This is a genomic window from Tomitella cavernea (assembly GCF_016599145.1).
Taxonomy (GTDB): domain Bacteria; phylum Actinomycetota; class Actinomycetes; order Mycobacteriales; family Mycobacteriaceae; genus Tomitella; species Tomitella cavernae.
The window spans coordinates 15,466-40,898 of the sequence record NZ_JAENKO010000019.1 but is presented as its reverse complement, the minus strand read 5'-3'; the positions used below and the strand labels follow the sequence as shown (position 1 = coordinate 40,898).

Below are 25,433 nucleotides of genomic sequence, written 5' to 3'. Positions count from 1 at the left end.
ATCGGCTGCAGCCGCGCCGGTTGTCCACAGGCGCCGGTTGTCCACAGGCTTCTGCAAAACCCCAGGTGGTCGGTGCACGGCCGGCGGTCCGTCGCGGAGATGCCGCTTAGCGTCGGGGCATGCGCACCTCCACCTCGTCACAACCGTCCATGGACCGGCTCTTCGGCGTCGCTGCGGGCGGCGCCGGCGCGCCGCGGCCTGCGTGGCTGGACAGCGACCGCCGTGAGGATCTGGGGCCGGGACCCGCCGGCGTCGACCCTGCCGGTGTGGACCCTTCCGGTGCGGATGTGGGCGGTGCGGACGTTGGCGGTATGGATGTTGCCGACGCCGACGCAGTCGACGTCTACGCAGGTCGGCCGCAGTCGTCGCCGGTCCGTGCGAACGTCGCGACGCGCACCGGCCTCCAGGAACGTGTCGCTGCACGCGTGCCGGACCGTTGGCGCGGCACCCGGTTCGCTGTGGGCCGACGCGGCGCCGTCGTGCTCGCGGTGGTGGGCCTGCTGGCGACGGCCGCGGCGGGGGTGGGGGTGCTGCGGGACCGGCCCGTGGCCGTACCGGTGCCGGAGGTCGCGTCGGCGACGGTGGCGCTCGACGGTGCGGACCCGGCGGGCGGCGGCGAGGCGGGCGGGACGGCGTCGGCACGAGCCGAGTCGTCGGCGGGGGCCCCGGCGGCCTCGGTACCGGGCAAGACCGCCGCGCCGGGTGAGCGTGCGGCCGCGGTCCCCGAGGAGATCGTTGTATCGGTGCAGGGACTCGTGCACCACGGCGGCCTGGTCCGGCTCGAGCGTGGCGCACGCGTCGCCGACGCGCTGAACGCCGCGGGCGGGCCGACGGAGGGCGCCGACCTGCTGAGCCTCAACCTCGCGCAGCGGCTCGCCGACGGCGACCAGGTTCTCGTGGGCGTGGCCCCGGAGGACGGCGGGGCGCCGCGCCTGGGCAGCGCCACGATCCCCGCGGGCTCGGCGGCCGCCTCCGGTGGAAGCCCATCCGGGTCCGGTTCCGGGGCCGCAGCCGGTGCGCCCGTCGACCTCAACACGGCGGACCGGTCGGCGCTGGAAGCGCTCCCGGGGGTGGGCCCGGTGACGGCGGAATCGATCCTGCAATGGCGCGCACAGAACGGGCGGTTCGCCTCGGTCGATCAGCTCACCGAGGTGCGGGGCATCGGGCCGGCCACACTCGATCGGCTGCGGGATGCGGTGACCGTGTGACCGGATCTCCGGTCGCCGGTGGCGTCCGGCACGGCGGGTCCGGGGAGCAACGGCATCGGCGCCTGGACGCGCGCTTGGCGACGGCGGCGTTCGCCTGCTGGTGCGTAACGGCGGCCGGGGTGTGGTGCGGGGCCGCGGCCGCATGGACCATCGCCCTGGCCGCGGGGGCGGGCGGTGCGCTCGCAGTCGCCGTCGCGTGGGGGGCCGGTCACCGCGCAGAGCAGGCGTGCAGGGCTACGGCAGGTACGTTGGCCGGGGTCCTGCTCGCGGCGTGCGGGTTCGCGGCGGCGACGGCGGTGCGCGCGCACGCCGTGGAGGCCAACCCGATCACCGGCCTGTACGGACAGCGGGCCCACGTGACGATGCGACTCGACGGCGACCCGCGTCGCATCGGCGCGGCGGATGCCCGCGATGGCGCCGCAACGCGGATCCTCGTGCGCGGGGAGCTGGTGTCGGTGCGCGCGGGCGGGCGCGACCGCGCGGCGGCGGGCGCCGTCGTGGTGTTCGCACCGGCCGACGGCTGGAGTGGGCTGCTTCCGGGACAGCGGGTCGGCTTCTACGGCCGGGTCGCGGCGCCCGACCGCCGCGACCTCACTGTGGCGGCGATCCGCGCCCGCGGATCCCCGAAGACGGTGAGCGCGCCTTCGTGGATGCAGCGTGTCGCGGCTGGAGTACGATCCCGCTTCACCGCACTCTGTTCGAACATGCTCGGCGACCGCGAGGCGGGGCTCGTGCGCGGCCTGGTGCTGGGCGACGTGTCCGGAATGTCGCCGCAGGCGGAACAGCAGTTCACGACGGCGGGACTCACCCACCTCACTGCGGTGTCCGGAAGCAACTTCGCGCTGGTGTGCGGGCTGGTATTGCTGCTGGTGCGCCCGCTGGGGCCGCGGCCCGCCGCGGTGCTGACCGCGCTCGCGGTGGCGGGGTTCGTCGTGCTCGTCCGCCCGTCGCCCAGCGTTCTGCGTGCGGCGGCGATGGGGCTGATCGGACTGCTCGCCCTGGTGACCGGGCGTCGCAGGCAGGCGCTGCCGGCGCTCGGTGCGGCGGTGCTGGCATTGCTGGCCTGGAAGCCGGCGCTGTCCGTGGACGCGGGGTTCGCCATGTCCGTCGCCGCCACCGCGGCTCTGGTGGTGGTGGCACCGGTGTGGGTGGACCGACTGCGCGGCCGCCGCGGGGCGTCCGCCACTGTGCAGGCGGTGGTGGTGGCATCGACGGCTCACTTGGTCACGATCCCGGTGGTGGCCGCGATCTCCGGCGGGGTGAGCACCGTCGCCGTCGTGGCGAACGTGCTGGCGGCGCCCGCAGTGGCGCCGGCGACCATCGCGGGCGCCGTGGCGGCGGCGCTCGCGGGCGTCTGGCCGTGGGCGGCGGAGCTGACGGTGGCGTGCGCGGGGCCGCCGGCGTGGTGGTTGGTCCACGTGGCCGAGTGGTGTGCGGGGCTGCCGTGGGCGCGGATCGCGGTCCCCGACGGCGCCGCGGGCGCCGTGGTGACCGCCGCGGCGATCGCCGGCGTCTGCGGGTGGTACGGCAGCCGCCGCTTCCGGTGGTGCGCGGTGGTGGCCACCGCGGCGGCCGAGGCGGTGTGGTTGCCCGCGCACTGGACGGGGTTCGGATGACGGAACAGCATGGCGACCGGCGCGAGGTGGCGGAGTGGCCCGCCCGCCCGTCGGACCGCCGTGGCAGCATTGTGCCGTGACCACTCGGGCCCGCACCCCAGCCGATACCACTACTGCGCCGGATTCCCGCTCCGCCTCCGGCGGTTCTGCGGGCGGCGCGGCTCCCGCCACCTTGCACCTGGTGTTGGGCGACGAGGAACTGCTGATCGAACGGGCCGTGGGGGGCGTTCTGGCCGCGGTGCGCGCGGCATCGGGGGAAGGGCGAAACCTGCAGGCCACCCGGCTGCGTGCGGGCGAGGTGGCGGTCAATGAGCTGGCCGAGATGCTCAGCCCGTCGCTGTTCGGGGAGGACCGCATCATCGTCCTCGACGCGGCGGGGGAGGCGGGCAAGGAACCGGCCAAGCTGGTCGCGGACACGGCGACGGACCTGCCCGACGGGGTGTACCTGGTCGTCGTGCACTCGGGCGGGGGCCGCGCCAAGTCGATGGTGCCCGCGCTCAAGAAGGCCGGCGCGCAGGTGCACGACTGCGCCAAACTCAAGTCGCAGCAACGTGGCGACTTCGTCCGCGGCGAGTTCCGTTCGGCCGGCGTTCGCGCCGCGCCGGACGTGGTCGAGGCGGTGCTCGCAGCGGTGGGGTCCGACCTGCGCGAGTTGGCGTCGGCGTGCTCGCAGCTGGTGGCGGACACCGGCGGCAAGGTGGATGCGGCCGCCGTGCGCAAGTACTACGAGGGCCGGGCCGAGGTGAGTGGGTTCGACGTGGCGGACAAGGCCGTCGCGGGGGACCGGGCGGCGGCCCTCGAGGCGTTGCGGTGGGCCCTGCAGCGGGGGACCGCGCACGTGCCGCTGGCGGACGCACTGGCGGACGCGGTGCACACCATCGCCCGGGTGGGTGCGGCGGGCCGGGGCGACCCGTACTCCATGGCCGGGTCGCTGGGGATGCCGCCGTGGAAGATCAAGAAGGCGCAGGCCCAGCTGCGCGGGTGGCGCCCGGAGACGATCGGGCGCGCGCTGCAGGTGGTCGCCACCCTCAACGGCGACGTCAAGGGCGGTTCGCCGGAGCCGGATTACGCGCTGGAGCGGGCCGTCCTGCGCGTCTGCGAGTTGCGCGGCGGGTGAACGCGCGGCCCGGCCGTCCTGTGCCGGACCCGGACCCGACGAGGGCCAGCCCGCGGTGCGGGCTGGCCCTCGTGGAAGATGCTGCGGGTCGCCTGTCCGTCGACAGCGGGCGATCAGGCTCCGAGCTGCTGGGTGGCCTTCGCCATCGCCGACTTCTTGTTGGCGGCCTGGTTGCGGTGGATGACGCCCTTGGCGGCCGCCTTGTCCAGGTCACGGCTGGTGCTGACGAGCAGCGACTGGGCGGCGTTCTGGTCGCCCGCGTCCACCGCTCCGCGGAACTTGCGGATGGCGGTGCGCAGCGATGCCTTCACCGACTGGTTGCGGAGACGGTCGCGCTCGTTCGTCAGGATCCGCTTCTTCTGGGACTTGATGTTGGCCACGCGTGATTACCTCTGTCTTGGCTGTGCTGCGGCCGACCGGCGGGGCCGACCTGGGTTGCTTGCTGGCCGGATCCTCCGGGGAGGACGCCGGCCGGGACGTCTGTCGACGGCAGAAGCGCACCCTGCAGTGGGTACGCGCCTACGCCAGTGGTCGAGAGTACCAGCGGCGTGCTGCGGGCCCAAACGCCGGGCGGTGGCGACCCCGGCCCGGCTGACGTGCGCGGCGCCGTGCGGCGCGGCGGTACCGGCGCAGCGTGACGATGGCGCAGCGTGACGATACCGGCATCGTCGACCGGTAGGCCCGGTGAACCTCGCAAGTGTCACACTGGAGGCGAGCATGACCGGTCCCGGGTAGTCGATGCGGGGTCCGGCGATGGCGGAGTCCCGCTCGTCGGCCGCCATCGACCGCCCCGGGGACGAACGAGACGAAGGAACAGCGCTTGACCAGCAACTTTGCCGAGACGACGTTCACGGATCCGTCGATGATCCGGAACTTCTGCATCATCGCGCACATCGACCACGGCAAGTCGACGCTGGCGGACCGGATGCTGCAGCTCACCGGGGTGGTCGAGGAGCGCCTGATGCGCGCGCAGTACCTGGACAAGATGGACATCGAGCGCGAGCGCGGCATCACGATCAAGGCGCAGAACGTGCGGCTGCCCTGGACGGTGACCGGCGGCGAGTTCGAGGGCGGCCGTCGCGTGCTGCACCTGATCGACACCCCTGGCCACGTCGACTTCACCTACGAGGTCTCCCGCGCGCTGGAGGCATGCGAGGGTGCGGTGCTGCTCGTGGACGCCGCGCAGGGCATCGAGGCGCAGACCCTGGCCAACCTCTACCTGGCCATGGACAAGGACCTCGAAATCATTCCGGTGCTCAACAAGATCGACCTCCCCGCGGCGGATCCGGACCGGTACGCCGACGAGATCGGTAGGATCATCGGCTGCGACCCGGCCGACGTGCTGCGAGTCTCCGGCAAGACCGGCGAGGGCGTGGCCGAGCTCATCGACCGCGTCTGCGAACGCGTTCCGGCTCCGGAGGGCGATCCGGACGGGCCCGCCCGCGCATTGATCTTCGACTCGGTCTACGACGCCTACCGCGGCGTGGTCACCTACGTACGCGTGGTGGACGGCCGCATCGAACCGCGGGCGAAGATCGAGATGATGGCCAACGGCACCACTCACGACCTGCTGGAGGTGGGCATCGTCTCGCCGGAGGCCAAGGCCACCAAGGGTCTCGGTGTCGGCGAGGTCGGCTACCTGATCACCGGTGTCAAGGACGTGCGCCAGTCGAAGGTGGGCGACACGGTCACCACCGCGCGCGGTGGTGCCGCCGAGCCGCTCACCGGCTACCGCGAACCGCAGCCGATGGTCTATTCGGGCCTGTACCCGGTGGACGGATCCGACTATCCGGTGCTGCGCGACGCGCTGGACAAGCTGCGTCTCAACGACGCCGCGCTCAGTTACGAGCCGGAGACGTCGGTGGCGCTGGGCTTCGGCTTCCGCTGCGGATTCCTGGGCCTGCTGCACATGGAGATCACCCGCGAGCGGCTCGAGCGCGAGTTCAACCTCAACCTGATCTCCACCGCGCCCAACGTGATCTACCGGGTCGAGCAGGAGGACGGCACGGAGCTGGAGGTGACCAACCCGTCGTTCTGGCCGGAGGGCAAGCTCCGCGCCGTCTACGAGCCCATCGTCAAGGTGACGATCATCGCGCCGAGCGAGTTCATCGGCTCCATCATGGAGCTCTGCCAAAGCCGGCGCGGGGAGCTGGGCGGGATGGACTACCTATCCGAGGAGCGCGTGGAGCTGCGCTACACACTGCCGCTCGCGGAGATCATCTTCGACTTCTTCGACTCGCTCAAATCGCGCACCCGGGGCTACGCCAGCCTCGACTACGAGGAGGCCGGGGAGCAGCTGTCCGACCTGGTGAAGGTGGACATCCTGCTGCAGGGCGAGGCCGTGGACGCGTTCAGCGCCATCGTCCACAAGGACGCCGCGTACTCCTATGGCAACAAGATGGCACTCCGGCTCAAGGAGCTGATTCCCCGCCAGCAGTTCGAGGTGCCCATCCAGGCGGCGATCGGCTCCCGGATCATCGCCCGCGAGAACATCCGCGCCATCCGGAAGGACGTCCTGGCCAAGTGCTATGGCGGCGACATCTCCCGCAAGCGCAAGCTGCTCGAGAAGCAGAAGGAGGGCAAGAAGCGGATGAAGACGATCGGGCGCGTGGAGATCCCGCAGGACGCCTTCGTGGCGGCGCTGTCGAGCGAGGCCGGGGACAAGCCCAAGAAGTGACGCCTACCCGGTGAGGAGAATCCAGTGATCTCGACGTGGCTGACCGAGCGGCTGGGGCTGAGCGTGCCCCTCGTGGGGGCGCCGATGGGGGGCCGTGCGGGCGGCAGGCTCGCCGGCGCGGTGAGTCGTGCCGGCGGCATCGGCATGCTCGGCGCCGCGCGCTACACCACGCCCGCGTGGATCGCCGAGGAGGCGGCCGCGGCACGTGAACACGGCGGCGGGCGTCTCGGGATCGGGCTCATGACGTGGTCGCTGGACGCGGACGACACGCTGCTGACCGCCGCCCTGGAGCAGCAGCCGGACCTGGTCTCGCTCTCCTTCGGCGACCCGGAGCCGTACGTGCGGCGGGCGCACGACGCGGGCGCGCTGGTGTGCTCTCAGATCAATTCGCTGGAGGACCTGCGGGTGGTCGAGTCGGCGGGCGTCGACTTCGTCGTGGCGCAGGGCGGTGAAGCCGGCGGCCACACCGGCCAGGTGGCCACCCTGCCGTTGATGCAGATGGTGCTCGAAGCGACGGACCTGCCTGTGGTGGTCGCCGGCGGCATCGGCTCGGGCAGGGGGCTGGCGGCGGTGCTGGCGGCGGGTGCCGCCGGCGCGCTGGTGGGCACCGCGCTGCTGGCGAGCCCGGAGGCCGACGGCCCCGAGTATTCCCGCCGGCGCGTGGTGTCGGCGGGCGGCACCGACACCGTCTACACCGACGTGTTCGACCGCGCCCGCAGCCAGCCGTGGCCGCAGCGGTGGGGTGCGCGGGTGATCATCAACGACTTCACCCGGCGGTGGGCGGGCCGGACGGGCGTCGCCGACGCGGAACTCGCCGCGTCCTACGACAAAGACGACCCCGATCTCGGCGTGGTCAACGCGGGCCAGGCCGCGGGCCTGGTGGCGGCGGCCGAGCCGGCCTACGACGTGGTCCGGCGCATCGCCGCCGACGCGGAAGAGCTGCTGGCGCGGCTGGGGTGAGCGCGCCGGTCACCCGCGGTGCGCCGGCCGGAACCGCCCGGTGGCCACCCGGCGCTCGGCGCGGATCAGGTGCACGATCGCGTTGATCAGCGACAGGTGGGTGAACGCCTGCGGGAAGTTGCCCAGGTGCCGGCCGGTGTGCGGATCGAGTTCCTCCGAGTAGAGCATCAGCGGGCTCGCGAAGGACAGCAGCCGCTCGCACAGGCGCCGTGCGCGGGCGACCTCCCCGATCTCGACGAGTGCCGCCACCAGCCAGAACGAGCAGATGGTGAAGGTGCCCTCCTCGCCGTCGAGCCCGTCGTCGGTCGATTCGGTGCGGTAACGCAGCACCAGGCCGTTGACGGTGAGCTCGTCGGCGATGGCGAGGACGGTGGCGCGGGCGCGGGGATCGTCCGGCGGCAGGAACCTGCGCAGCACCACCAGCAGCAGCGACGCGTCGAGGCTGGTGCCGCCGTAGTACTGGGTGAACACGCCGCGCTCGTCGAGCCCGTGTTCGAGGATGTCGCCGCGGATCTCGTCGGCGATCTTCGACCACTTCGCTCCGTACTCCGACTCGCCGTGCATGCGGGCCAGCCGTGCGCCGCGGTCCAGCGCCACCCAGCACATGACCTTCGAAGCGGTGAAGTGCTTGGGCTCGCCGCGCACCTCCCAGATGCCGCGGTCGGGCTTGCGCCAGTTGTCGATGGCCTTGCCCACCTGTTCGACGATGAGCGGCCAGAGGAACTCGGGGATCTGGTCGCGCGAGCGCAGGTGCAGGTAGATCGAATCCAGCAGCGCACCCCACATGTCGTGCTGGGCCTGGTCGTAGGCACCGTTGCCGATCCGCACCGGCCGCGCGCCCTCGTAGCCGCCGAGATGGTCGAGGGTCCCCTCGGTGAGAGTGCGCTCGCCACCGATCCCGTACATCACCTGCAGCGGTCGCTCCGAGCCGTCGTCGGAGCCGCTGACCTCGGCGATGTAGGCGAAGTAGTCGTCGGCCTCGCGGTTGAGGCCAAGAGTGTAGAGCGACCACAGCGCGAATGTGGAGTCACGCACCCAGGTGTAGCGGTAGTCCCAGTTGCGCGACCCGCCCGGCGTCTCCGGCAGGGAGGTCGTGGACGCGGCCATCAGGGCACCTGTGGGGGCGTAGGTGAGGCCCTTGAGTGTCAGCGCGCTGCGCTGGAGATACTCCCGCCACGGGTGGTCCGGGAACGAGCCGATGTTGATCCATTGCCGCCAATACTCGGCGGTCCGCCACATCGCGTCGGCCGCCTCGTCGTAGGTGTGGGGAGGCGGGAGCGCGGACCAGGACAGCGCCGCATAGAGCTGGTCGCCCTCGACCAAGCGCGTGCGGGCGCGCGCGTCCCGTCCCTCCAGACCCAGCCGCATGTCGGTGGTGAGGGTCAGCGTGGGGGAGTCGTGCTGTGGCCCGCCGCGGTCGGCGTCGGTGCGCAGGTCCGACGGACGCGGGCGGTCGTGGGGGGCGGGCATCGCTTGGGCGGCCGCCTGGTGGTAGTCGTCTCCGACGTAGGTCCACCGGGCGGAGCTGCGGTGGTAGTCGAACGCCGGCTCGCAGGTCAGCTCCATCTCCACGGTTCCGCTGACGCAGCGGATCGTGCGCAACAGTACGTGCTCGGCGTCCCAGTCGTCCGGGGTGCGGCGGTAGGTCCGCGAGCGCCGGGTGCGGTTGTGCCAGGGACCCATCACCAGCGCGTCGCGCACGATCACCCAGCCTGTGCCCGTCTGCCAGGTGGTCTCGAGGATCATGCTGCCGGGCAGGTAGCGGCGCGCCGCCGGCACGGTGACGCCGTAGGGGCTGATGCGGAAGTGTCCCGCGCTGCGGTCGAGGAGCGAGCCGAAGACGCTGGGGGAATCCGGCCGCGGCAGGCACATCCATTCGACGGAGCCACTGGGGGCGACCAGGCAGTTCGCCTCGCAGTCCGATAGGAAGGCGTAGTCGGCGATCGGCGGGAAGGCGGCCGTGTCCGCGGGCGGCACCGCGACCGGCTCGGCGGGTTCGCGGGCGTCGGGGGCGCCGTTCCTGTCGACGGCAGGTGCTCCCGTGCGGGCCTTTGTGCGCGGGGTGTTCTCCTGATGTGCCATGCGTCCCATACTGTCGCGCGGCGTCCACCTCGTCCACGGATTGCGGTGAACAGCGGCGATGAGACGGCCGCCATCCGGCGCTCGACCGGTGACCGGCTGTGCGATGAGAATGTCTACGCTGGTCACGTGGAGGCGATCGTGCGCTGGTGGGACGGCGTGGAACTGTGGGTGACGGGACTGCCGTTCGCCCTGCAGGTGCTCGTGGTGATGATCGTGCTCGTCCCGTTGGCCGCGCTGGTGGCCAGGGCCCTCGACGTCGTCGTGACCAAGTGCTTCGCCCTCGTCGGCCGCGGCGACCCGCACGAGGGCCGCGGCGGAGGGGATGACTGTCCACACAGCCAGGATCAGGATGACGACGACGGTACGGACGCGGTCGCCGGACGGCACCCGCACACCACCGAGAGTGAGGACTGATGCCCAGGTCACGCGTGACATTGGTGCTTTTGCTGCTGTTGGTCCTGGTTGTCGTGGCCTGGCTGGTCAGTCTGCTGTGAATGCGGTGGCCGCGTGTCGCTGCATCGGTACGGGACTGTGATCGGCGTCGGTCGTCGGGTCGTCGCGTCGATGGCGCTCGTGGCGGCGACGGCGTCGACGGGCGCTTGCGGTGCAGGGGACGGAGACGGCGCGTCGGGCTCCCGGGACCCGGGCGTGCCGACGGAACTGGTGCTGGTCGCCGCGTCGCTGACGGAACCGGGTTTCGACGCGGTCATCGAGGGCTTCGGTGGCAGCGAGGCGGGCGCGGACCTGGCGGTGACCGCGGCGTACGGCGCGTCCGGCGACCAGTCCAGGAAGGTGGCCGCCGGGCTCCCGGCCGACGCGGTCGCCTTCGCGGCGCGTCCCGGGATGGAACGGGTGGTCCGCGCGGGCGTCGTGGATCCGACGTGGGATGCGGACGCCACGCACGGTGTGCCGGCCGGCTCCGTGGTGGTCCTCGTGGTGCGCGACGGTGATTCTCTGGGCATCGACGGCTGGGACGACCTGCTGCGACCGGGCGTCGACGCGGTCGTCCCCGATCCGCGTACCTCCGGCGCGGGCATGTGGAGTCTGCTGGCGTCCTACGCGGCCGCCGGCGCGGCCGACGGCGACCCGGAGGCCGGTCTGGGCTTCGTGCGCGCACTCGTCGCGGGGCACGTGGCGGACAGCCCCGCCTCGGCCGGCGCTGCATCCGACGCGTTCCTCGACGGCACCGGCGACGTGCTCATCACCGTGGAGAGCGAGGCGAAGCGTCTTGCGGGGGAGGGCGCCCCGGTGCACTACACGGTCCCGGACGCCACCATGCGGGTCGCATACCCGTTCGCCGTCTCCGCGCGGAGCGGGCATTCCGGCGCCGCGCGGACGTTCATGAACTACCTGTACTCCACCGAGGGGCAACGGCTCTGGGCGCGCAGCGGGTTCCGGCCCGTCGACCCGGGCGTCGCGGCGGAGTTCGTCGGGGAGTTTCCGCGGTCGGTGGGATTGCACACCATCGAGGACCTGGGCGGCTGGGAGACGGTGGAAGAGGAGCTTTTCGACGGCGACGACGGGGCGATCACGAGGATCTTCGACGAGGCCGGCGAGTAGCGGGCGGCAGGGGCGACCCGTGCGGCCACGGGGCCGGAACGGTGTCCGATGTGACGTGCAGCACCTACGCTGAATGCATGACGTCCGAACCTCGGCGCGCCGCCGGTGACCATGCGGTCGGCGGACCCGACCTCCGTGAGTACGACGTGGTCGTCCTCGGCGGCGGGCCGGCCGGTGAGAACGCCGCCGCCTACGCGATCGCCGGCAGCGACCGGACCGCGATCATCGTCGAACCGGAGCTGGTCGGCGGTGAGTGCTCGTACTGGGCGTGCATCCCCAGCAAGGCGCTGCTGCACCCGGCCGCCGTCCGCAGCGCGGCGTCCGCGTCGCCCGGCACGGCTGGGCTAGTCGGGGATCGGCCGCTGGAAGCGGGGGCGGTCCTGGCGCACCGCGACGCCTTCATCGGACGCGGCGCCGGGGCGCTCGTGCCGGACGACTCCGGCCAGGTGCGGTGGGCGCGCGGCGCCGGGATCGACGTGGTCCGCGGGAGCGGGCGGTTGACCGGAGAGCGCACGGTCGCAGTGTCGCCGGCCGGCGGAGCGGACGGCGGCGTGACGACGTTCAAGGCGCGGCAGGCGGTGGTGCTGGCGACAGGCTCGGCGGCCACGCTCCCCCCGACCCCGGGGCTCGCCGAGGCACGGCCGTGGACCTCGCGGGACGTTACGGCGATGAGGGCGGTGCCGGGGTCGGTGGCGATCATCGGCGGCGGGGTGGTGGCGTGCGAGGCGGCGACGTGGCTCAGCGCGCTCGGGGCACAGGTGACGCTCATCGTGCGGGGCCGTGCCTTACTCGGCGGCGCGGAACCGTTCGCGGGAGCGTTGGTGGCCGACGCATTGCGGCAGGGCGGGCCGGGGCGCCGGCCGGTACGCATCCTGTTCGGCACACAGGTATACGAGGTGGAACGCGGCGCGGTTGCCGCACACGCGCCGGGCGTGCCCGGCGGCGTGCCGGTGACGCTGCGCATCGAGCCGTCCGGGCACGGCGGCGACGGCGGCTCGGCGGGGACGGTGCCCGTCGACGAGCTGGTGGTTGCCGCGGGCCGGCGGCCGGCGGTGGACGGGCTGGGGCTGGACGCCGTGGGGCTCGACCCGCACCGGGCGCCCCCTACGGATGCGCACATGGCGGTGCCCGGGGTGCCGGGGCTCTATGCGGTGGGCGACGTGACGGGCCGCGCGCCGCTCACCCACATGGGCAAATACCAGGCGCGGGTGTGCGGGGACGTCATCGCGGCACGGGCCGCGGGGCGGCCGACGCAGGCGCCCCGCTTCCAGGCCGGTACGGGGCACGCCGCGGTGCCGCAGGTGGTGTTCACCGACCCGCAGGCGGCGTGGACCGGCCTCACGGAGGCCCGTGCCCGCGAGGCCGGGATCGATGCGCACAGCGTGGCGGTGGACCTGGGCACCGTGGCGGGGGCGGCACTGCAGCGGGACGGCTACACCGGGCGCGCGCAGCTGGTGGTGGATCGGACGCGTGGCGTCCTGGTCGGTGCGACGTTCGTGGGACCGGAGGTGGCCGAGCTTCTGCACGCCGCGACGATCGCTGTGGCGGCGGAGGTGCCGCTGGAGCGGCTCTGGCACGCGGTGCCCGCGTTCCCCACCGTTTCCGAGGCCTGGCTGCGGCTGCTCGAGGCGCTGCGCGCCGACGGCGCGATGACCGACGGCGCGATGACCGACGGCGCGATGACCGACGGCGCGATGACCGACGGCACGGTGACCGACGGTGCGAGAAAGGGGACACGATGACGGGTCGCACCGGCCGCGGCTCCGGAAGGTAGCCTCGATCGTCGATGTGCCGGGACCCCGGCGCAGCGTGGTGCGCCGCCGGCGGGGCGCGCACCGCGACGCACGTCAGGAGGAGAACGGGGCAGTGGGCGAGAAGATCCGGATCGGCATCGCGGGGTACGGGAACCTGGGGCGCGGGGTGGAGGCCGCCGTGGCGCGCACACCCGACATGGAGTTGGTAGGAGTGTTCACCCGACGCGATCCTGCCGCGGTGACGCCGCAGTCGGACGGGACCCGCGTGTACGGGTGGGACGCGCTCGCGCGGTTCGAGGGTGCGGTGGACGTGCTCATCCTGTGCGGCGGTTCCAAGGAGGACCTGCCGCAGCAGGGGCCTGAGCTGGCGGCGCGCTTCACCACCGTCGACAGCTTCGACACGCACGCGCGCATCCCCGAGTACTTCGCCTCGGTGGACGGCCCCGCGCGGGCGGCCGGGACGACGGCGGTGATCTCCACCGGTTGGGACCCGGGGCTGTTCTCGCTCAACCGTGTTCTGGGCGAGTCGATCCTGCCGTCCGGGGAGACCTACACCTTCTGGGGCCGCGGGGTCAGCCAGGGGCATTCGGACGCCGTGCGGAAGGTTCCGGGTGTGGCGGCGGGCGTGCAGTACACGATCCCGTCGGAACAGGCCGTCGAGGCGGTGCGGCGCGGCGACCGGCCGGAGCTGTCCACGCGGGACAAGCACGTGCGCGAGTGCTTCGTGGTGCTCGAGGACGGCGCCGACGCGGAGACGGTCCGCGAGGCGATCGTGACCATGCCGCACTACTTCGAGCCCTACGACACCACGGTGCACTTCATCACGGCGGACGAGCTTGCGCGCGATCACGCCGGGATCCCGCACGGCGGCTTCGTGATCCGCAGCGGCGAAACCGGCCCTGCGGACGACTCCTCCGGGCAGGTCTACGAGTTCAGCCTCAAGCTGGGCAGCAACCCGGGCTTCACGTCCAGCGTGCTCGTCGCCTACGCGCGCGCGGCCCACCGGATGAACGCGCGCGGCGACGTCGGCGCCAAGACGCTGTACGACGTGGCGCCCGGGCTGCTCTCGCCGAAGACCCCCGAGCAGCTGCGGGCCGAGGACCTGTAGGGGCCGGTCAGGCGGCGGCGGTGCGCGGCGTACGGCCGGCCGCCGTCGCAGCCGCCCACCGGTACCGGTCCACGATCACCTGCGGCACGAGCGCATGCGGCCCGATAGGGTCGGCGATCAGCGCCGCAGGGTCGGCCGTGAGTGCCCGGCGCCGGACCCGGCCGGTGAGCAGGCCCGGCGCAAGGAACCACGAGCCCACCACGATCCGCCGCGCGCCCCGCGCGCGCAGGTCCGCGATGGTTGCCTCCACCGTCGGGTCCGTCGCGGCCGCGAAGCATGCCCGGGCGCCGTGCCATGCGGTGCCCGCGCACACCCGGGCGGCCAGGGCGCGGATCACGGCGTTGGCCTCCTCCGACGACGAGCCGACGGCGGACAGTGCCACGCCCACCGATGGATCGTCGACCGCCGCCCCTGCACCGACGATGCGGTCGCGCGCCGCCGCGACGAGGCGTTCGTCGTCGCCGAGCACGGGAGCCTGGATCAAATCCAGTCCCGGCCGTAGGGCGGACGCCGCGGCCACCAGAGCGGGCAGATCCACCCGTGAGTGGTAGGCGCTGCCCAGGAGCAGCGGAACCACCACGGCGCGGCCGTGGCCGGCGCGTGCCACCGTCTCCACCACGTCGCCGAGCGAGGGCACGGACAGGTCCAGGAACGCCACGTGCACTTCGATCCCCGGGACGGTGGCACGGAGTGCGTCGACGATCGCGTGGATCGTCTGCGCGGACCGCGGATCCCGGCTGCCGTGCGCCACGGCGATCAGCGGCGGTCCGTTCGGCGCCGGTCCGCCGGCAGGTCCGGCGCCGTTCATGCCGGCTGGGCTGCGACCGTGCGGACCGCCTCGAGCGCATTGCCCACGAGCCCGGCGGAGAGCGTGTTGCCGCTGGAGGGGTCGATGATGAGGAACGATCCGCTGCGCCGGCTCGCCCGGTAGTCGTCCACCGGCAGTTCGCCCGCGGTGCGCAGGTGCACCAGTCCGATGTCGTTGAGCCCCAACTCCTCCGGTGCGGGAGCCACGGACAGCGCCTGCTCGTCGAACCGCGATTCCACGGAGTCGACGATGGCCTGGACCGTCTGCGTGCCGTGCTTGACGAGCAGGCGCGCGCCGGCCTGCAGCGGGCGTTCGGCCAGCCAGCAGACGGTGGCGGTGAACTCCCGCACCGGAGTGGGTGCATCGCCGACGGACGAGATGACGTCACCCCTCGAGACGTCGATGTCGTCGGCGAGCACGATCGTGACGCTGCGACCCGGCTGTGCCGAGTCGAGCGGGCCATCCGCGGTGTCGATGCGCCCGATGGTGCTGCGTACGCCGGAAGGCAACGCCACCACCGGGTCTCCCACCCGCGCTGTCCCCACCGCCACCTGACCGGCGTACCCGCGGTAGTCGGGGTGCTCGGGGGTGCGCGGACGGATGACGTACTGCACGGGGAAGCGCAGGCCCACGGTATCCGGCTCGGCGTCCACCGGCACCGACTCGAGGTGCTCGATGAGCGTCGGGCCGGTGTAGTACGGGGTGTTCTGCGAGCGGACTGCCACGTTGTCGCCGTGCAGAGCGGACACCGGGATGGACTGCACCGTGGACGGATCCCAACCGAGGCTCGCGGTGAGCTCGGCGAACTCCGCCGCAATGTCCCGGTACACGGCCGACGCACCGTCGACGAGGTCGATCTTGTTCACCGCCAGGACGAGCCGCGGCACGCCGAGCAGCGCGAGCACCGCGGCGTGGCGGCGCGTCTGTGCGACCACCCCGTTGCGCGCGTCCACCAGAAGAACCACCAGCTGCGCGGTGGAGGCGCCGGAGACGGTGTTGCGCGTGTACTGCACGTGCCCCGGGGTGTCCGCCAGCACGAAGGTGCGGCCGGGCGTCGCGAAGTAGCGGTAGGCGACGTCGATCGTGATGCCCTGCTCACGTTCGGCGCGCAGCCCGTCCACGAGCAGCGAGAGGTCGGGGGTGGCCAGGCCGCGGTCCACCGAGGCGCGGGTGACCGCGTCGATCTGGTCGGCCAGCACCGATTTCGTGTCATACAGCAGCCGCCCGACCAGAGTGGACTTGCCGTCGTCCACGCTGCCCGCGGTGGCCAGGCGCAGCAGGTCCGGCTGCGCGGTCTTGTCAGTACTCATCAGAGGTGTCCCCATCGGTTCAGAAGTAGCCTTGGCGTTTGCGGTCTTCCATCGCGGCCTCGGAGACCCGGTCGTCGCCGCGCGTGGCGCCGCGTTCGGTGAGGCGGCTGACGGTGAGCTCGTCGAGGATGGCCCGGTTGTCCGCTGCATCGGAGAGCACGGCGCCGGTGGTGGACCCGTCGCCCACGGTGCGGTAGCGCACCGACTTGGTCTGCAACGGGCTGCCCTCGTCGGGGCCGCCCCACGGGCCGGGCGTCATCCACATGCCGTCCCGGTGGAACACCTCGCGCTCGTGCGCGTAATACAGCGACGCCAGCGCGATGTCCTCGCGCGCGATGTAGCGCCAGATGTCCAGCTCGGTGAAGTTGCTCAGCGGGAATACGCGCACGTGCTCACCGGGGGCGTGCCGGCCGTTGTAGAGGTTCCATAGCTCCGGGCGCTGGCGCTTGGGGTCCCACTGGCCGAAGGCGTCGCGCAGGCTGAAGATCCGCTCTTTGGCGCGGGCGCGCTCCTCGTCGCGCCGGGCGCCGCCGAACACGGCGTCGAACCGGTTGTCCGCGATCGCATCCAGCAGCGGCCGGATCTGCAGCGGATTGCGGATTCCGTCCGGCCGTTCCTGCAGCCGGCCGTCGGCCAGGTAATCCTCCACGCTGGCGACGACCAGGCGCAGGCCGTGCTTCTCCACGAGGCGATCCCGGAACTCGAGCACCTCCGGCAGGTTGTGCCCGGTGTCCACGTGCAGCACCGGGAACGGCATCGGCGCCGGCCAGAAGGCCTTGATGGCCAGGTGCAGCAGCACCGTGGAGTCCTTGCCGCCGGAGAACATGATGACGGGGCGCTCGAACTCGCCGGCCACCTCGCGGAAGATGTGGATCGCCTCGGACTCCAGCGCGGTGAGCGTGTCGAAGTCCTCGGGTGCCGTCCGCCCGGCGAACAGTGCGTCGATGTCCGAGGCGGTCTCGGTGGTGAACTGGTCTGTCAGATCGATGGTCATGATGAGTGCAACCCGCATTCTGTCTTGGTCGAACCGGCCCACCGCCCGCTGCGCGGGTCGGATCCGGGGAGTGGCTTCGCGGTGCACGGCGCGCACCCGATCGACGGGTACCCGTCGAACACGAGCGGATTGACCAGCACCCCGCGGTCGTCGATGTACTGCTGGAACCTGTCGTCGTCCCACGCGACGATCGGGTTGATCTTCACCAGCCCGAAACCCTCGTCGAACGAGATCGCGGGGGCCTGTGCCCGAGTCGGCGATTCGACGCGCCGGATGCCGGTGACCCAGGCGTCGTAGCCGGACAGCGTCCCCTTGAGCGGCACCACCTTGCGCAGGTGGCAGCAGCGGACGGGATCGCGGGCGAACAGGTCCGCACCCTCGGTGGCGTCCTGCTCGGCCACCGACGCCTCCGCCTTGGCCTCGACCAGGTTCACGTCGTAGGTGGAGACGACGGCGTCGCGCGTGCCCAGCGTCTCGGCGAAGTGGTAGCCGGTCTCGAGGAAGAGCACGTCCACACCCGGCTTGGCGCGTGCCGCCAGGTCCACGAGGACGGCGTCCTGCATGTTGGAGGCGACGATGAACCCGTCGCCGAACTGCTCCACGGTCCAGGCGAGCAGCGCCGCCGGGTCGGCCTCGTCGAGACCGCCCCCGTCGAGCAGCTCCGCGCCACGCCGGGCGATCTCCCGCAGCTTCTCGGTCTTCCGCAGGCCCTCCCGCGCTGGTGCGGTCATCGCAGATCCTCCTCATCGGCCCGCGCAACCCACTGCGCGAAGCGTTCGCCCTCGGCGCGTTGCGCGATGAAGTTGCGCACGACGCGTTCGATGTAGTCGCCTAGCTCGCTCGAGAGCACCTTGTGCTGACGCACCTTGCGGCCGAAGCCGAGGTCCTCGCCCAGGCTTCCGCCCAGGTGCACCTGGAATCCCTCGGCCTTGGTGCCGTCGGGCTGCTCGATGAGCTGGCCTTTGAATCCGATGTCCGCGGTCTGGATGCGCGCGCACGAATTGGGGCAGCCGTTGAGGTGCACCGTCACCGGGACGTCGAGCTGGGAGTTGAGGTCGGCCATGCGCTCCTCGAGCTCCGGCAGCAGCGAGATGGCGCGGCGACGGGTCTCGACGAACGCCAGCTTGCAGTACTCCAGGCCGGTGCAGGTCATGATGCTGCGGCGCCACGGCGTGGGGTCCGTGGGCAGGCCGATGCGCTCCAGGTCCGCGACGAGCTGGTCGACCTTGTCGTCGGGGATGTTCAACGCCACCAGCTTCTGGTACGGCGTGGTGCGCACCTCGGTGCCGCCGGCGAGTTCGACGGCGTCGGCGAGCTCGGCCAGCTGCGTGCCGGAGATGCGGCCGGACACGGGCGCGCCGCCCACCGCGTTGAGGCCGTTCTTGAGCTTCTGCACGCCCACGTGGTCGCGGACCTTCGTCAGCGGCGCGGGCGCGGGGCCGTCGATGAGCTCGCGGTGCAGGTACTCCGTCTCGAGCACCTCGCGGACCTTCTCGGGGCCCCAGTCCTTGACCAGGAACTTCAGCCGGTTCTTGCTGCGCAGGCGTCGGTAGCCGTAGTCGCGGAACAGCTTCGTGACCGCCTCCCACACGTCGGGCACCTCGTCGAGCGGAACCCACGCGCCCAGGCGCTGCGCGAAGTGCGGCACCGTCGACAGTCCGCCACCCACCCACAGGTCCAGGCCCGGCCCGTGTTCGGGGTGGTGCACGCCGACGAACGCGATGTCGTTGATCTCGTGCGGCAGGTCCTGCAGGCCCGAGACCGCGGTCTTGTACTTGCGCGGCAGGTTCGCGAACTCGGGGTCGCCGATGTAGCGGCGCACGATCTCATCCAGCGCCGGGCTGGCGTCGAGCACCTCGTCGACGGCCAGGCCCGCCAGCGGCGAGCCGAGCATGCCGCGGGGGCAATCGCCGCACGCCGAGGTGGTCTGCATGCCGACCTCACCGAGGCGCCGCCAGATTTCCGGGACGCTCTCGACCTCGATCCAGTGGTACTGGAAGTTCTGCCGGTTCGTGATGTCGAGCGTGTCGCGCGCGAAATCCTTCGAGATGCCGGCGATCGTGCGCATCCGGTCCAGGTCGAGCTTCTGGCCGTCGGCGCGCACCCGCATCATGAAGTACTTCGACTCGAGCAGGTCCGCGTTGTCGTCGCCGGTGAAGGTGCCGTCGTAGCCCGCGGTGCGTTGGGTGTAGAGGCCCATCCAGCGGAAACGCCCGCGCAGGTCGTTCGCGTCGATGCTGCTGTGGCCGAGTTCCGCGTACAGGTCGGTGATGCGGTCGCGGACGTTCAGCGGCGCATCGTCGCGCTTGAACCGTTCCACCGGGTTGAGCGGCTCGCGGTATCCCTTGGCCCACTGGCCTTCCGAGCGGGTCTTCTTGGGGCGCGGGCGCTTGGCCTGGGGCGCTGCGGAGCCGGAGGTGTCGGACACCGCGGTGGTGCCGGCGGCAGGGGGTTTCGGTGACATGGTGGGGCTCCCGGGTCCACTGCACCGGTGCGGAATCCTGGGGAGCGGCGGCCGCGGAGGGGCGCCCGGCCGGCGGCGATGCGCGGCGCCCGTGGCGATGGGGGTGCGACCGGCGGGGCGGAGCCCCGGTGTGACCGGCGGCGTACGGCATCACTCACGGGACGGCGCTGCAGAGCACGTGACCGTGGATTGCGCACAGATGCAGAAAATGAATCGTTCAGAAGAGAAGAAAGAACGGATCAGTGCATCGAGGGCATGTGCATGCAACACATGCCGCAGGGCATACACATGCCGCTGCAGGTGCGCTTGAGGTCGACGTGGCGACGGGCCGCCAGCAACACTCCGTTTCCGATCACGGGGGACAGTCTGCCATGTATTCCGCCGATCTACGAATGTCCCCGGCCGCGAGAGGCCAGTCACACATGATCAGGATCACGTGATGTGCGACACGGTGCGGGCCGTGGTCGTGCACGCGGGGCCGCAGCTCACGCACCTATCCCCTCGGCGTGCAGCTGCGCCGGGCGCCCGGATGTGCAGCGTCGGCCCAGCACCGGGACACTGGAGAACGGGCGTGCAGGCGGATGCATGCCGGCGGATGAAGGAGCGGATGCGCGGGTGGACACGAGCATGAGACGCGCGCGGACGGTGCCGCTGGAACTGCCGGACTCCGCGCTGCCGGATCCGGCAGCGCCGCGCACCGGCTGGGGAGCGGGGCGCCCGTTCGGTGTCTACATCCATGTGCCGTTCTGCGCGACGCGGTGCGGGTACTGTGATTTCAACACCTACACCCCGGGTGAGCTGGGCACGTCCGCGTCGCCGGAGTCCTGGGCGGAGGCGTACCGCAGGGAGATGCACGCCGCGGTAGACCTGCTGGCGCGGCGCGGAGTCGATGCGCCCGCCGCGCAGACGGTGTTCGTCGGCGGCGGTACCCCGTCGCTGCTGGGGGCGGACCGCCTGGTCGAGGTGCTCGACGTGGTGCGCGACACCTTCGGCCTGGCCCCGGGTGCGGAGGTGACCACGGAGTCGAATCCGGAGTCCACCTCCCCACGGTTCTTCGAGCTGCTGCGCGCGGGCGGCTACACGCGCATCTCGATGGGCATGCAGTCGGCGGCCCCGCATGTTCTGGCCACACTCGACAGGGTGCACACCCCGGGGCGCCCCGTCGATGCCGCCCGCGAGGCGTTCGCCGCGGGCTTCGAGCACGTGAACCTGGACCTGATCTACGGCACCCCGGGCGAGCGCGACGAGGACGTGGCGGCCTCCCTCGACGCTGTGCTGGACGCGGGCGTGGACCACGTGTCGGCCTATTCGCTGATCGTCGAGGAGGGCACGGCGATGGCGCGCAAGGTGCGGCGCGGCGAGCTGCCCGAGCCTGACGACGACGTGCTGGCGGCGCGCTACGAGACGGTGGACCGGCGGCTGCACGCCGCCGGCATGGGATGGTATGAGGTGTCGAACTGGGCGCTCCCGGGCGGGGAGTGCCGGCACAACATCGGTTATTGGGACGGCGGCGACTGGTGGGGCGCCGGCCCCGGAGCGCACAGCCACATCGGCGGGGTGCGCTGGTGGAACGTCAAACATCCCGCCACGTATTCGGCGGCGCTCGCGGAGGGGGTGCTGCCGGTGGCGGGCACCGAGGCCCTCGATGCGCACGACCGTCACGTGGAGCGAGTGCTATTGACCATCCGTCTGGCCTCGGGCCTGCCGCTGGCGGAGCTGACCGGGCCCGAGCGGACGGCCGCGGCGCGGGCGGCGGAGGACGGGCTGGCCGTCCTCGCCGGCGGCCGGCTGGTGCTCACCGACCGCGGGCGGCTCCTCGCCGACACGGTGGTGCGCGACATTCTGGAGTGAGCGGCAGGCCTTCCGCCGGGGCGACGGGTGGTGGGGCCGGCTACTCGGCCAGGCCCTCGAGTGCGGGCCGGGGCGCACCGCCGTGGTGGGCGGACACGGGCGCAAGCTGGTCGTAGTCGAACAGCCGCGCATGCAGCACGGGGCGGCCGCGCAGTGCGGAGCGGACCGCGCGGTGCAGGCCGTCCTCCAGGTACAGCGTCCCCTGCCACTGGACCACGTGGGGAAACAGGTCGCCGTAAAAGGTGGAGTCCTCGGACAGGAGCCTGTCCAGGGCCAGGACCGTGGTGACGGTGACCAGCTCGTCCAGCCGCACTTGGCGCGGCGGGATCTTCGACCAGTCGCGTGTGGACATGCCGTGCTCGGGGTAGGGCTTGCCTTCCCGGACTCCCTTGAAGATCATCGCGCCGTCCTCGCTGGTCGCCTCGGCAGCCCGCGGCAGCTTGTGCCGCGTCTGCCCGTATCGGTTGTCCCGTCCTCCCCGTCCGGCCGGAGCGCAGGGCGCCGCGCCGAGTATGCAACAGCCTTGTCGCAGGATAGTCACGAACAGGTCTCGATGCACAGGGCCTGCGTACGGGGGTGGAGGCGCGGCCGGCGGCAGGGGGCCGTCCGCCCCGGCAGGCGGCCCGGGATGTCCGACTAGACTCGCCGTACGACGCACGGTCCCGCGCCTGACGGCCGGGCGTGCGCTCGGGAACTTCGCACGGAACATTGTGCCCCGTCGCAGCCAGGAGGTGGAAGTCCGGTGTCCAGCACCGAGGATCGACGGTTCGAGGTCCTGCGGGCGATCGTCGCGGACTTCGTGGCCACCCAGGAGCCGGTGGGTTCGAAGGCCCTGGTGGACCGTCACAACCTCGGCGTATCCAGTGCGACGGTGCGCAACGACATGGCGGTGCTGGAGGCCGAGGGGTACATCACCCAGCCGCACACGAGCTCTGGGCGGGTGCCCACGGACAAGGGCTACCGGCAGTTCGTGGACAGGCTCTCGTCGATCAAGCCGCTGTCGCAGGCCGAACGCCGCGGGATCGCGCAGTTCCTCGATGGTGCGGTGGACCTGGATGACGTCCTGCGGCGCGCCGTGCGGTTGTTGGCGCAGCTGACGCATCAGGTGGCCGTCGTCCAGTACCCCACGCTCAACGCCTCGTCGGTGCGGCACCTCGAGGTGGTGCAGTTGACTCCCGCGCGGCTGCTGCTGGTGCTCATCACCGACTCGGGGCGGGTGGACCAGCGCATCGTCGAACTCGGCGACGTCATCACCGACGACGACCTGGTGACGCTGCGCGACATGTTCGTGGGAGCGCTGGCGGACAAGAAGCTCACCGACGCGTCCACGGCTGTCGCCGAGTTGCCGGACACCGCTGCGCCGCACCTGCGCAATGCCGTCGTGCGGGTGGCGACGACCCTCATCGAGACGCTCGTCGACGATCCGCAGGAGCGTCTGCTGCTCGGCGGCACTGCCAACCTCACCCGCAACGTGCAGGATTTCGCTCCCGGGGCCGGGTTCCCGGGCTCGCTGCGGTCGGTGCTCGAGGCGCTGGAGGAACAAGTGGTCATGCTGCGGTTGTTGGAATCGGCGCACGACAACGGCCGGGTGCTGGTGCGGATCGGTGACGAGACCAATGCCGAAGAGATCCGCGGCACCTCCGTCGTGACCACCGGGTACGGCGCCGCCGGCACGACATTCGGCGGAATGGGGGTCCTGGGTCCGACCCGCATGGACTATCCGGGGACAATGGCAGCGGTGGCCGCGGTCGCCAGGTACGTGGGCGAGGCCATCGCCGGACGGTGACGGCCGGCCCGCGGCGTGCCGGCCGATGCGGGCCGGCGCATGACATGGGTTTCGATCAGGTGAGGACTGGACTGGACGTGGCACGGGACTACTACGCGATTCTGGGCGTGGACAAGAACGCGAGCGACCAAGAGCTCAAGCGGGCCTACCGCAAGCTCGCACGCGAACTGCACCCGGATGTCAACCCGGACGAGGCCGCGCAGGCGCGGTTCCGTGAGGTGACCGCGGCCTACGAGGTCCTCACCGACCCGGAGAAGCGGCGCATCGTCGACATGGGCGGCGATCCGATGGAGTCCGCGGGCGCGGGGGGCTTCGGCGGCGGGGGCTTCGGCGGCGGGGGGCTCGGCGACGTCTTCGAGGCGTTCTTCGGCGGGGCCGCGGGGGGCGGCGCGCGGGGTCCCCGCAGCCGCGTCCAGCCGGGTTCGGACGCGCTGCTCAACATGTCGCTGACCTTGGAGGAGTGCGCCACCGGGCTCACCCGCGAGATCACCGTGGACACCGCGGTGCTGTGCGACGTGTGCAGCGGCAACGGCACGAACGGCGAGAGCAAGCCCACCCGCTGCGGCACCTGCGGCGGCGCTGGGCAGGTGCAGTCCGTGCAGCGCTCGTTCCTGGGCCAGATGGTGACGATGCGCACGTGCCCCAGCTGCCGCGGCGTCGGCGAGATCATCGCCGACCCGTGCCGCAAGTGCAGCGGCGACGGGCGCGTCCGCACGCGGCGCGAGATCACCATCAAGGTTCCGGCGGGGGTGGGCGACGGCATGCGCATCCGCCTCGCGGCGCAGGGCGAGGTGGGTCCCGGGGGCGGCCCGGCGGGCGATCTGTACGTGGAGGTCGACGAGAAGCCGCACGACATCTTCGTGCGCGAGGACGAGCACCTGCACTGCACGGTGCGCGTGCCCATGGTCGATGCGGCGTTGGGCACCACGATGCAGTTGGAGACTCTGATCGACGGCCCCGTGGAGGTGGACATCGCGGCCGGAACGCAGCCGGGGCAGACCGTGCGCATGCAGGGACTGGGCATGCCGCGGCTGCGCTCGAGCCAGCGCGGCGACCTGGTGGTGCACCTGGAGGTCGTCGTCCCCTCGCACCTGGACGGCAAGCAGGCGGAGGCCCTCGCGGCGTTCCGCGAGGCGGCGGGTGCGGACGGTCCGGAGGTCGTCAGCTCCCGCAGCCAGAACGGCGCGGGCCTGTTCTCCCGGCTCCGCGACGTTTTCTCAGGCCGCTGATCCGGTGGCGGGCGCGGTCTTCTACGTTGACGTGGTGCCCGCCGAGGGCGGGCTGCTGACCCTCGACGGCCCTGAAGGCCGGCATGCGGCCACGGTGCGGCGGTTCGGGCCGGGGGACAGGCTGCTGCTGTCGGACACCCGCGGCACGGTCGCGCAGTGCGTCGTGGTGGGCGCCGCCCGCGACTCGCTCGACGTGCGCTGCGAACGCGTGCGCATGGTCGATCCGCCGCGCCCGCGCGTGGCGGTGGTGCAGGCACTGCCCAAGTCCGAGCGGGCCGAGCTCGCCGTAGACCTGGCCACCGAGGCGGGCGCCGACGTGATCGTGCCGTGGGCTGCCGCGCGGTGCGTGGCCCGGTGGAAATCGGAGGACAAGGCACGGAAGGCGCTGGCCAAGTGGGCGACGACGGCCCGGGCCGCGGCCAAGCAGGCCCGGCGGCCGAGCGTGCCCCGGGTCGAGTCCCTGCACGACACCCCCGCACTGGTGCGCCGGGTGCGGGCCGCCGCCGCGGCGGGCGGGCTGGTGCTGGTGCTGCACGAGTCGGCCACCGGCACGCTGCCGCGGGAGGCGATCGCGGCCGCTGACGACGTGATGCTGATCGTCGGCCCCGAGGGCGGGGTGGACGGCGCGGAGATCGCCGCTCTCACCGAGGCGGGCGCGCGACCGGTGCGCCTGGGGCCGGAGGTGTTGCGCACGTCCGCCGCCGCGGCCGTGGCGCTCGGCGCGATCGGCGTGCTGAGCCGCCGGTGGGACGGCTCTCCGCTCGATCACAGCGGGTGAGGCGGTAGACTGGCGACGCGCCGGGACCGTTGACAGCACGAGACTCTTCCGGTGCCGGCACCCTTCCGATCGAAAGCAGGACGCATCAACTCCGTGACCGACAAGATCAATACCGTGCCAGAGCAGCCGGC

General features: G+C 72.1%; 21 protein-coding genes. 13 read left to right on the top strand and 8 right to left on the bottom strand.

Going from position 1 to position 25,433, the window contains the following annotated elements; genetic code table 11:
* The first annotated feature begins 119 nt into the window (after positions 1-119).
* The 3 genes from JJ683_RS08475 (at position 120) to holA (ending at position 3,941) form a co-directional block, all read left to right on the top strand.
* Positions 120-1,208 carry a helix-hairpin-helix domain-containing protein gene (locus JJ683_RS08475; protein ID WP_242474528.1) on the top strand — a complete coding sequence of 363 codons (1,089 nt, stop codon included), beginning with the start codon at positions 120-122 and terminating at the stop codon, positions 1,206-1,208.
* On the top strand, positions 1,205-2,824 hold the full coding sequence (locus tag JJ683_RS19650) for a ComEC/Rec2 family competence protein (RefSeq protein ID WP_200173084.1): 1,620 nt from the start codon (positions 1,205-1,207) through the stop codon (positions 2,822-2,824). The genes JJ683_RS08475 and JJ683_RS19650 overlap by 4 nt, the downstream gene beginning before the upstream one ends.
* A 172-nt stretch (positions 2,825-2,996) precedes the next feature.
* Positions 2,997-3,941 (top strand): DNA polymerase III subunit delta, encoded by a 945-nt coding sequence (gene holA / locus JJ683_RS08465; protein ID WP_200173134.1) that lies wholly within the window; start codon positions 2,997-2,999, stop codon positions 3,939-3,941.
* Positions 3,942-4,054: 113 nt separating this feature from the next.
* Here the strand turns inward: holA and rpsT are convergent, their stop codons facing one another.
* Complete coding sequence (gene rpsT, locus JJ683_RS08460) at positions 4,055-4,321, bottom strand: 30S ribosomal protein S20 (RefSeq protein WP_200173083.1); 267 nt, start codon at positions 4,319-4,321, stop codon at positions 4,055-4,057.
* Between the two features lie 482 nt (positions 4,322-4,803).
* On the opposite strand from rpsT, the gene lepA reads away from it, so the two are divergent.
* Positions 4,804-6,618, top strand: coding sequence for a translation elongation factor 4 (gene lepA / locus JJ683_RS08455; protein ID WP_200173132.1), 1,815 nt, complete (start codon positions 4,804-4,806; stop codon positions 6,616-6,618).
* A gap of 24 nt (positions 6,619-6,642) precedes the next feature.
* On the top strand, positions 6,643-7,578 hold the full coding sequence (locus JJ683_RS08450; RefSeq protein WP_200173082.1) for an NAD(P)H-dependent flavin oxidoreductase: 936 nt from the start codon (positions 6,643-6,645) through the stop codon (positions 7,576-7,578).
* Positions 7,579-7,587: 9 nt separating this feature from the next.
* Here the strand turns inward: JJ683_RS08450 and JJ683_RS08445 are convergent, their stop codons facing one another.
* Positions 7,588-9,660 (bottom strand): glycoside hydrolase family 15 protein, encoded by a 2,073-nt coding sequence (locus JJ683_RS08445; protein ID WP_200173081.1) that lies wholly within the window; start codon positions 9,658-9,660, stop codon positions 7,588-7,590.
* Positions 9,661-9,786: 126 nt separating this feature from the next.
* Here JJ683_RS08445 and JJ683_RS19730 point away from each other — a divergent pair, with 126 nt between their 5' ends.
* The 4 genes from JJ683_RS19730 (at position 9,787) to JJ683_RS08425 (ending at position 14,082) form a co-directional block, all read left to right on the top strand.
* Positions 9,787-10,074: a hypothetical protein gene (locus JJ683_RS19730; protein WP_200173079.1), complete on the top strand. Its 288-nt coding sequence runs from the start codon at positions 9,787-9,789 to the stop codon at positions 10,072-10,074.
* A 93-nt stretch (positions 10,075-10,167) separates the two neighbouring features.
* Complete coding sequence (locus JJ683_RS08435) at positions 10,168-11,220, top strand: extracellular solute-binding protein (protein ID WP_200173076.1); 1,053 nt, start codon at positions 10,168-10,170, stop codon at positions 11,218-11,220.
* A 77-nt stretch (positions 11,221-11,297) separates the two neighbouring features.
* On the top strand, positions 11,298-12,962 hold the full coding sequence (locus JJ683_RS08430) for a dihydrolipoyl dehydrogenase family protein (protein ID WP_200173074.1): 1,665 nt from the start codon (positions 11,298-11,300) through the stop codon (positions 12,960-12,962).
* Between the two features lie 124 nt (positions 12,963-13,086).
* On the top strand, positions 13,087-14,082 hold the full coding sequence (locus tag JJ683_RS08425) for a diaminopimelate dehydrogenase (protein WP_200173072.1): 996 nt from the start codon (positions 13,087-13,089) through the stop codon (positions 14,080-14,082).
* Between the two features lie 7 nt (positions 14,083-14,089).
* Here the strand turns inward: JJ683_RS08425 and JJ683_RS08420 are convergent, their stop codons facing one another.
* The 5 genes from JJ683_RS08420 to JJ683_RS08400 are packed head-to-tail and all read right to left on the bottom strand — an operon-like array spanning position 14,090 to position 19,658.
* A complete protein-coding gene (locus JJ683_RS08420; protein WP_200173069.1) occupies positions 14,090-14,890 on the bottom strand; it encodes a sirohydrochlorin chelatase in 801 nt (266 codons plus the stop codon).
* Positions 14,887-16,200, bottom strand: a complete 1,314-nt coding sequence (locus tag JJ683_RS08415) for a sulfate adenylyltransferase subunit 1 (protein WP_200173067.1) — start codon at positions 16,198-16,200, stop codon at positions 14,887-14,889. Before JJ683_RS08415 ends, JJ683_RS08420 begins: the two co-directional genes overlap by 4 nt.
* A 19-nt stretch (positions 16,201-16,219) precedes the next feature.
* Positions 16,220-17,212, bottom strand: coding sequence for a sulfate adenylyltransferase subunit CysD (gene cysD, locus JJ683_RS08410; protein ID WP_200173059.1), 993 nt, complete (start codon positions 17,210-17,212; stop codon positions 16,220-16,222).
* Positions 17,191-17,925 (bottom strand): phosphoadenylyl-sulfate reductase, encoded by a 735-nt coding sequence (locus JJ683_RS08405; RefSeq protein WP_200173056.1) that lies wholly within the window; start codon positions 17,923-17,925, stop codon positions 17,191-17,193. Before JJ683_RS08405 ends, cysD begins: the two co-directional genes overlap by 22 nt.
* Positions 17,922-19,658, bottom strand: a complete 1,737-nt coding sequence (locus tag JJ683_RS08400; RefSeq protein WP_200173054.1) for a nitrite/sulfite reductase — start codon at positions 19,656-19,658, stop codon at positions 17,922-17,924. The genes JJ683_RS08405 and JJ683_RS08400 overlap by 4 nt, the downstream gene beginning before the upstream one ends.
* Positions 19,659-20,285: 627 nt before the next feature.
* On the opposite strand from JJ683_RS08400, the gene hemW reads away from it, so the two are divergent.
* Complete coding sequence (gene hemW / locus JJ683_RS08395; protein ID WP_200173130.1) at positions 20,286-21,509, top strand: radical SAM family heme chaperone HemW; 1,224 nt, start codon at positions 20,286-20,288, stop codon at positions 21,507-21,509.
* A 40-nt stretch (positions 21,510-21,549) separates the two neighbouring features.
* Here hemW and JJ683_RS08390 read toward each other — a convergent pair whose 3' ends face one another.
* The gene (locus JJ683_RS08390; protein ID WP_200173052.1) at positions 21,550-21,909 is read right to left on the bottom strand and encodes a type II toxin-antitoxin system VapB family antitoxin; all 360 of its coding nucleotides are present in this window, start codon (positions 21,907-21,909) and stop codon (positions 21,550-21,552) included.
* 342 nt (positions 21,910-22,251) lie between these two features.
* On the opposite strand from JJ683_RS08390, the gene hrcA reads away from it, so the two are divergent.
* The 3 genes from hrcA (at position 22,252) to JJ683_RS08375 (ending at position 25,302) form a co-directional block, all read left to right on the top strand.
* The gene (gene hrcA, locus JJ683_RS08385) at positions 22,252-23,295 is read left to right on the top strand and encodes a heat-inducible transcriptional repressor HrcA (RefSeq protein WP_200173050.1); all 1,044 of its coding nucleotides are present in this window, start codon (positions 22,252-22,254) and stop codon (positions 23,293-23,295) included.
* 77 nt (positions 23,296-23,372) lie between these two features.
* Entirely contained in the window at positions 23,373-24,524 is a 1,152-nt protein-coding gene (gene dnaJ, locus JJ683_RS08380) for a molecular chaperone DnaJ (RefSeq protein WP_200173048.1), read from the top strand.
* Positions 24,525-24,528: 4 nt separating this feature from the next.
* Positions 24,529-25,302 carry a 16S rRNA (uracil(1498)-N(3))-methyltransferase gene (locus JJ683_RS08375; RefSeq protein WP_200173046.1) on the top strand — a complete coding sequence of 258 codons (774 nt, stop codon included), beginning with the start codon at positions 24,529-24,531 and terminating at the stop codon, positions 25,300-25,302.
* Positions 25,303-25,433 lie beyond the last annotated feature (131 nt).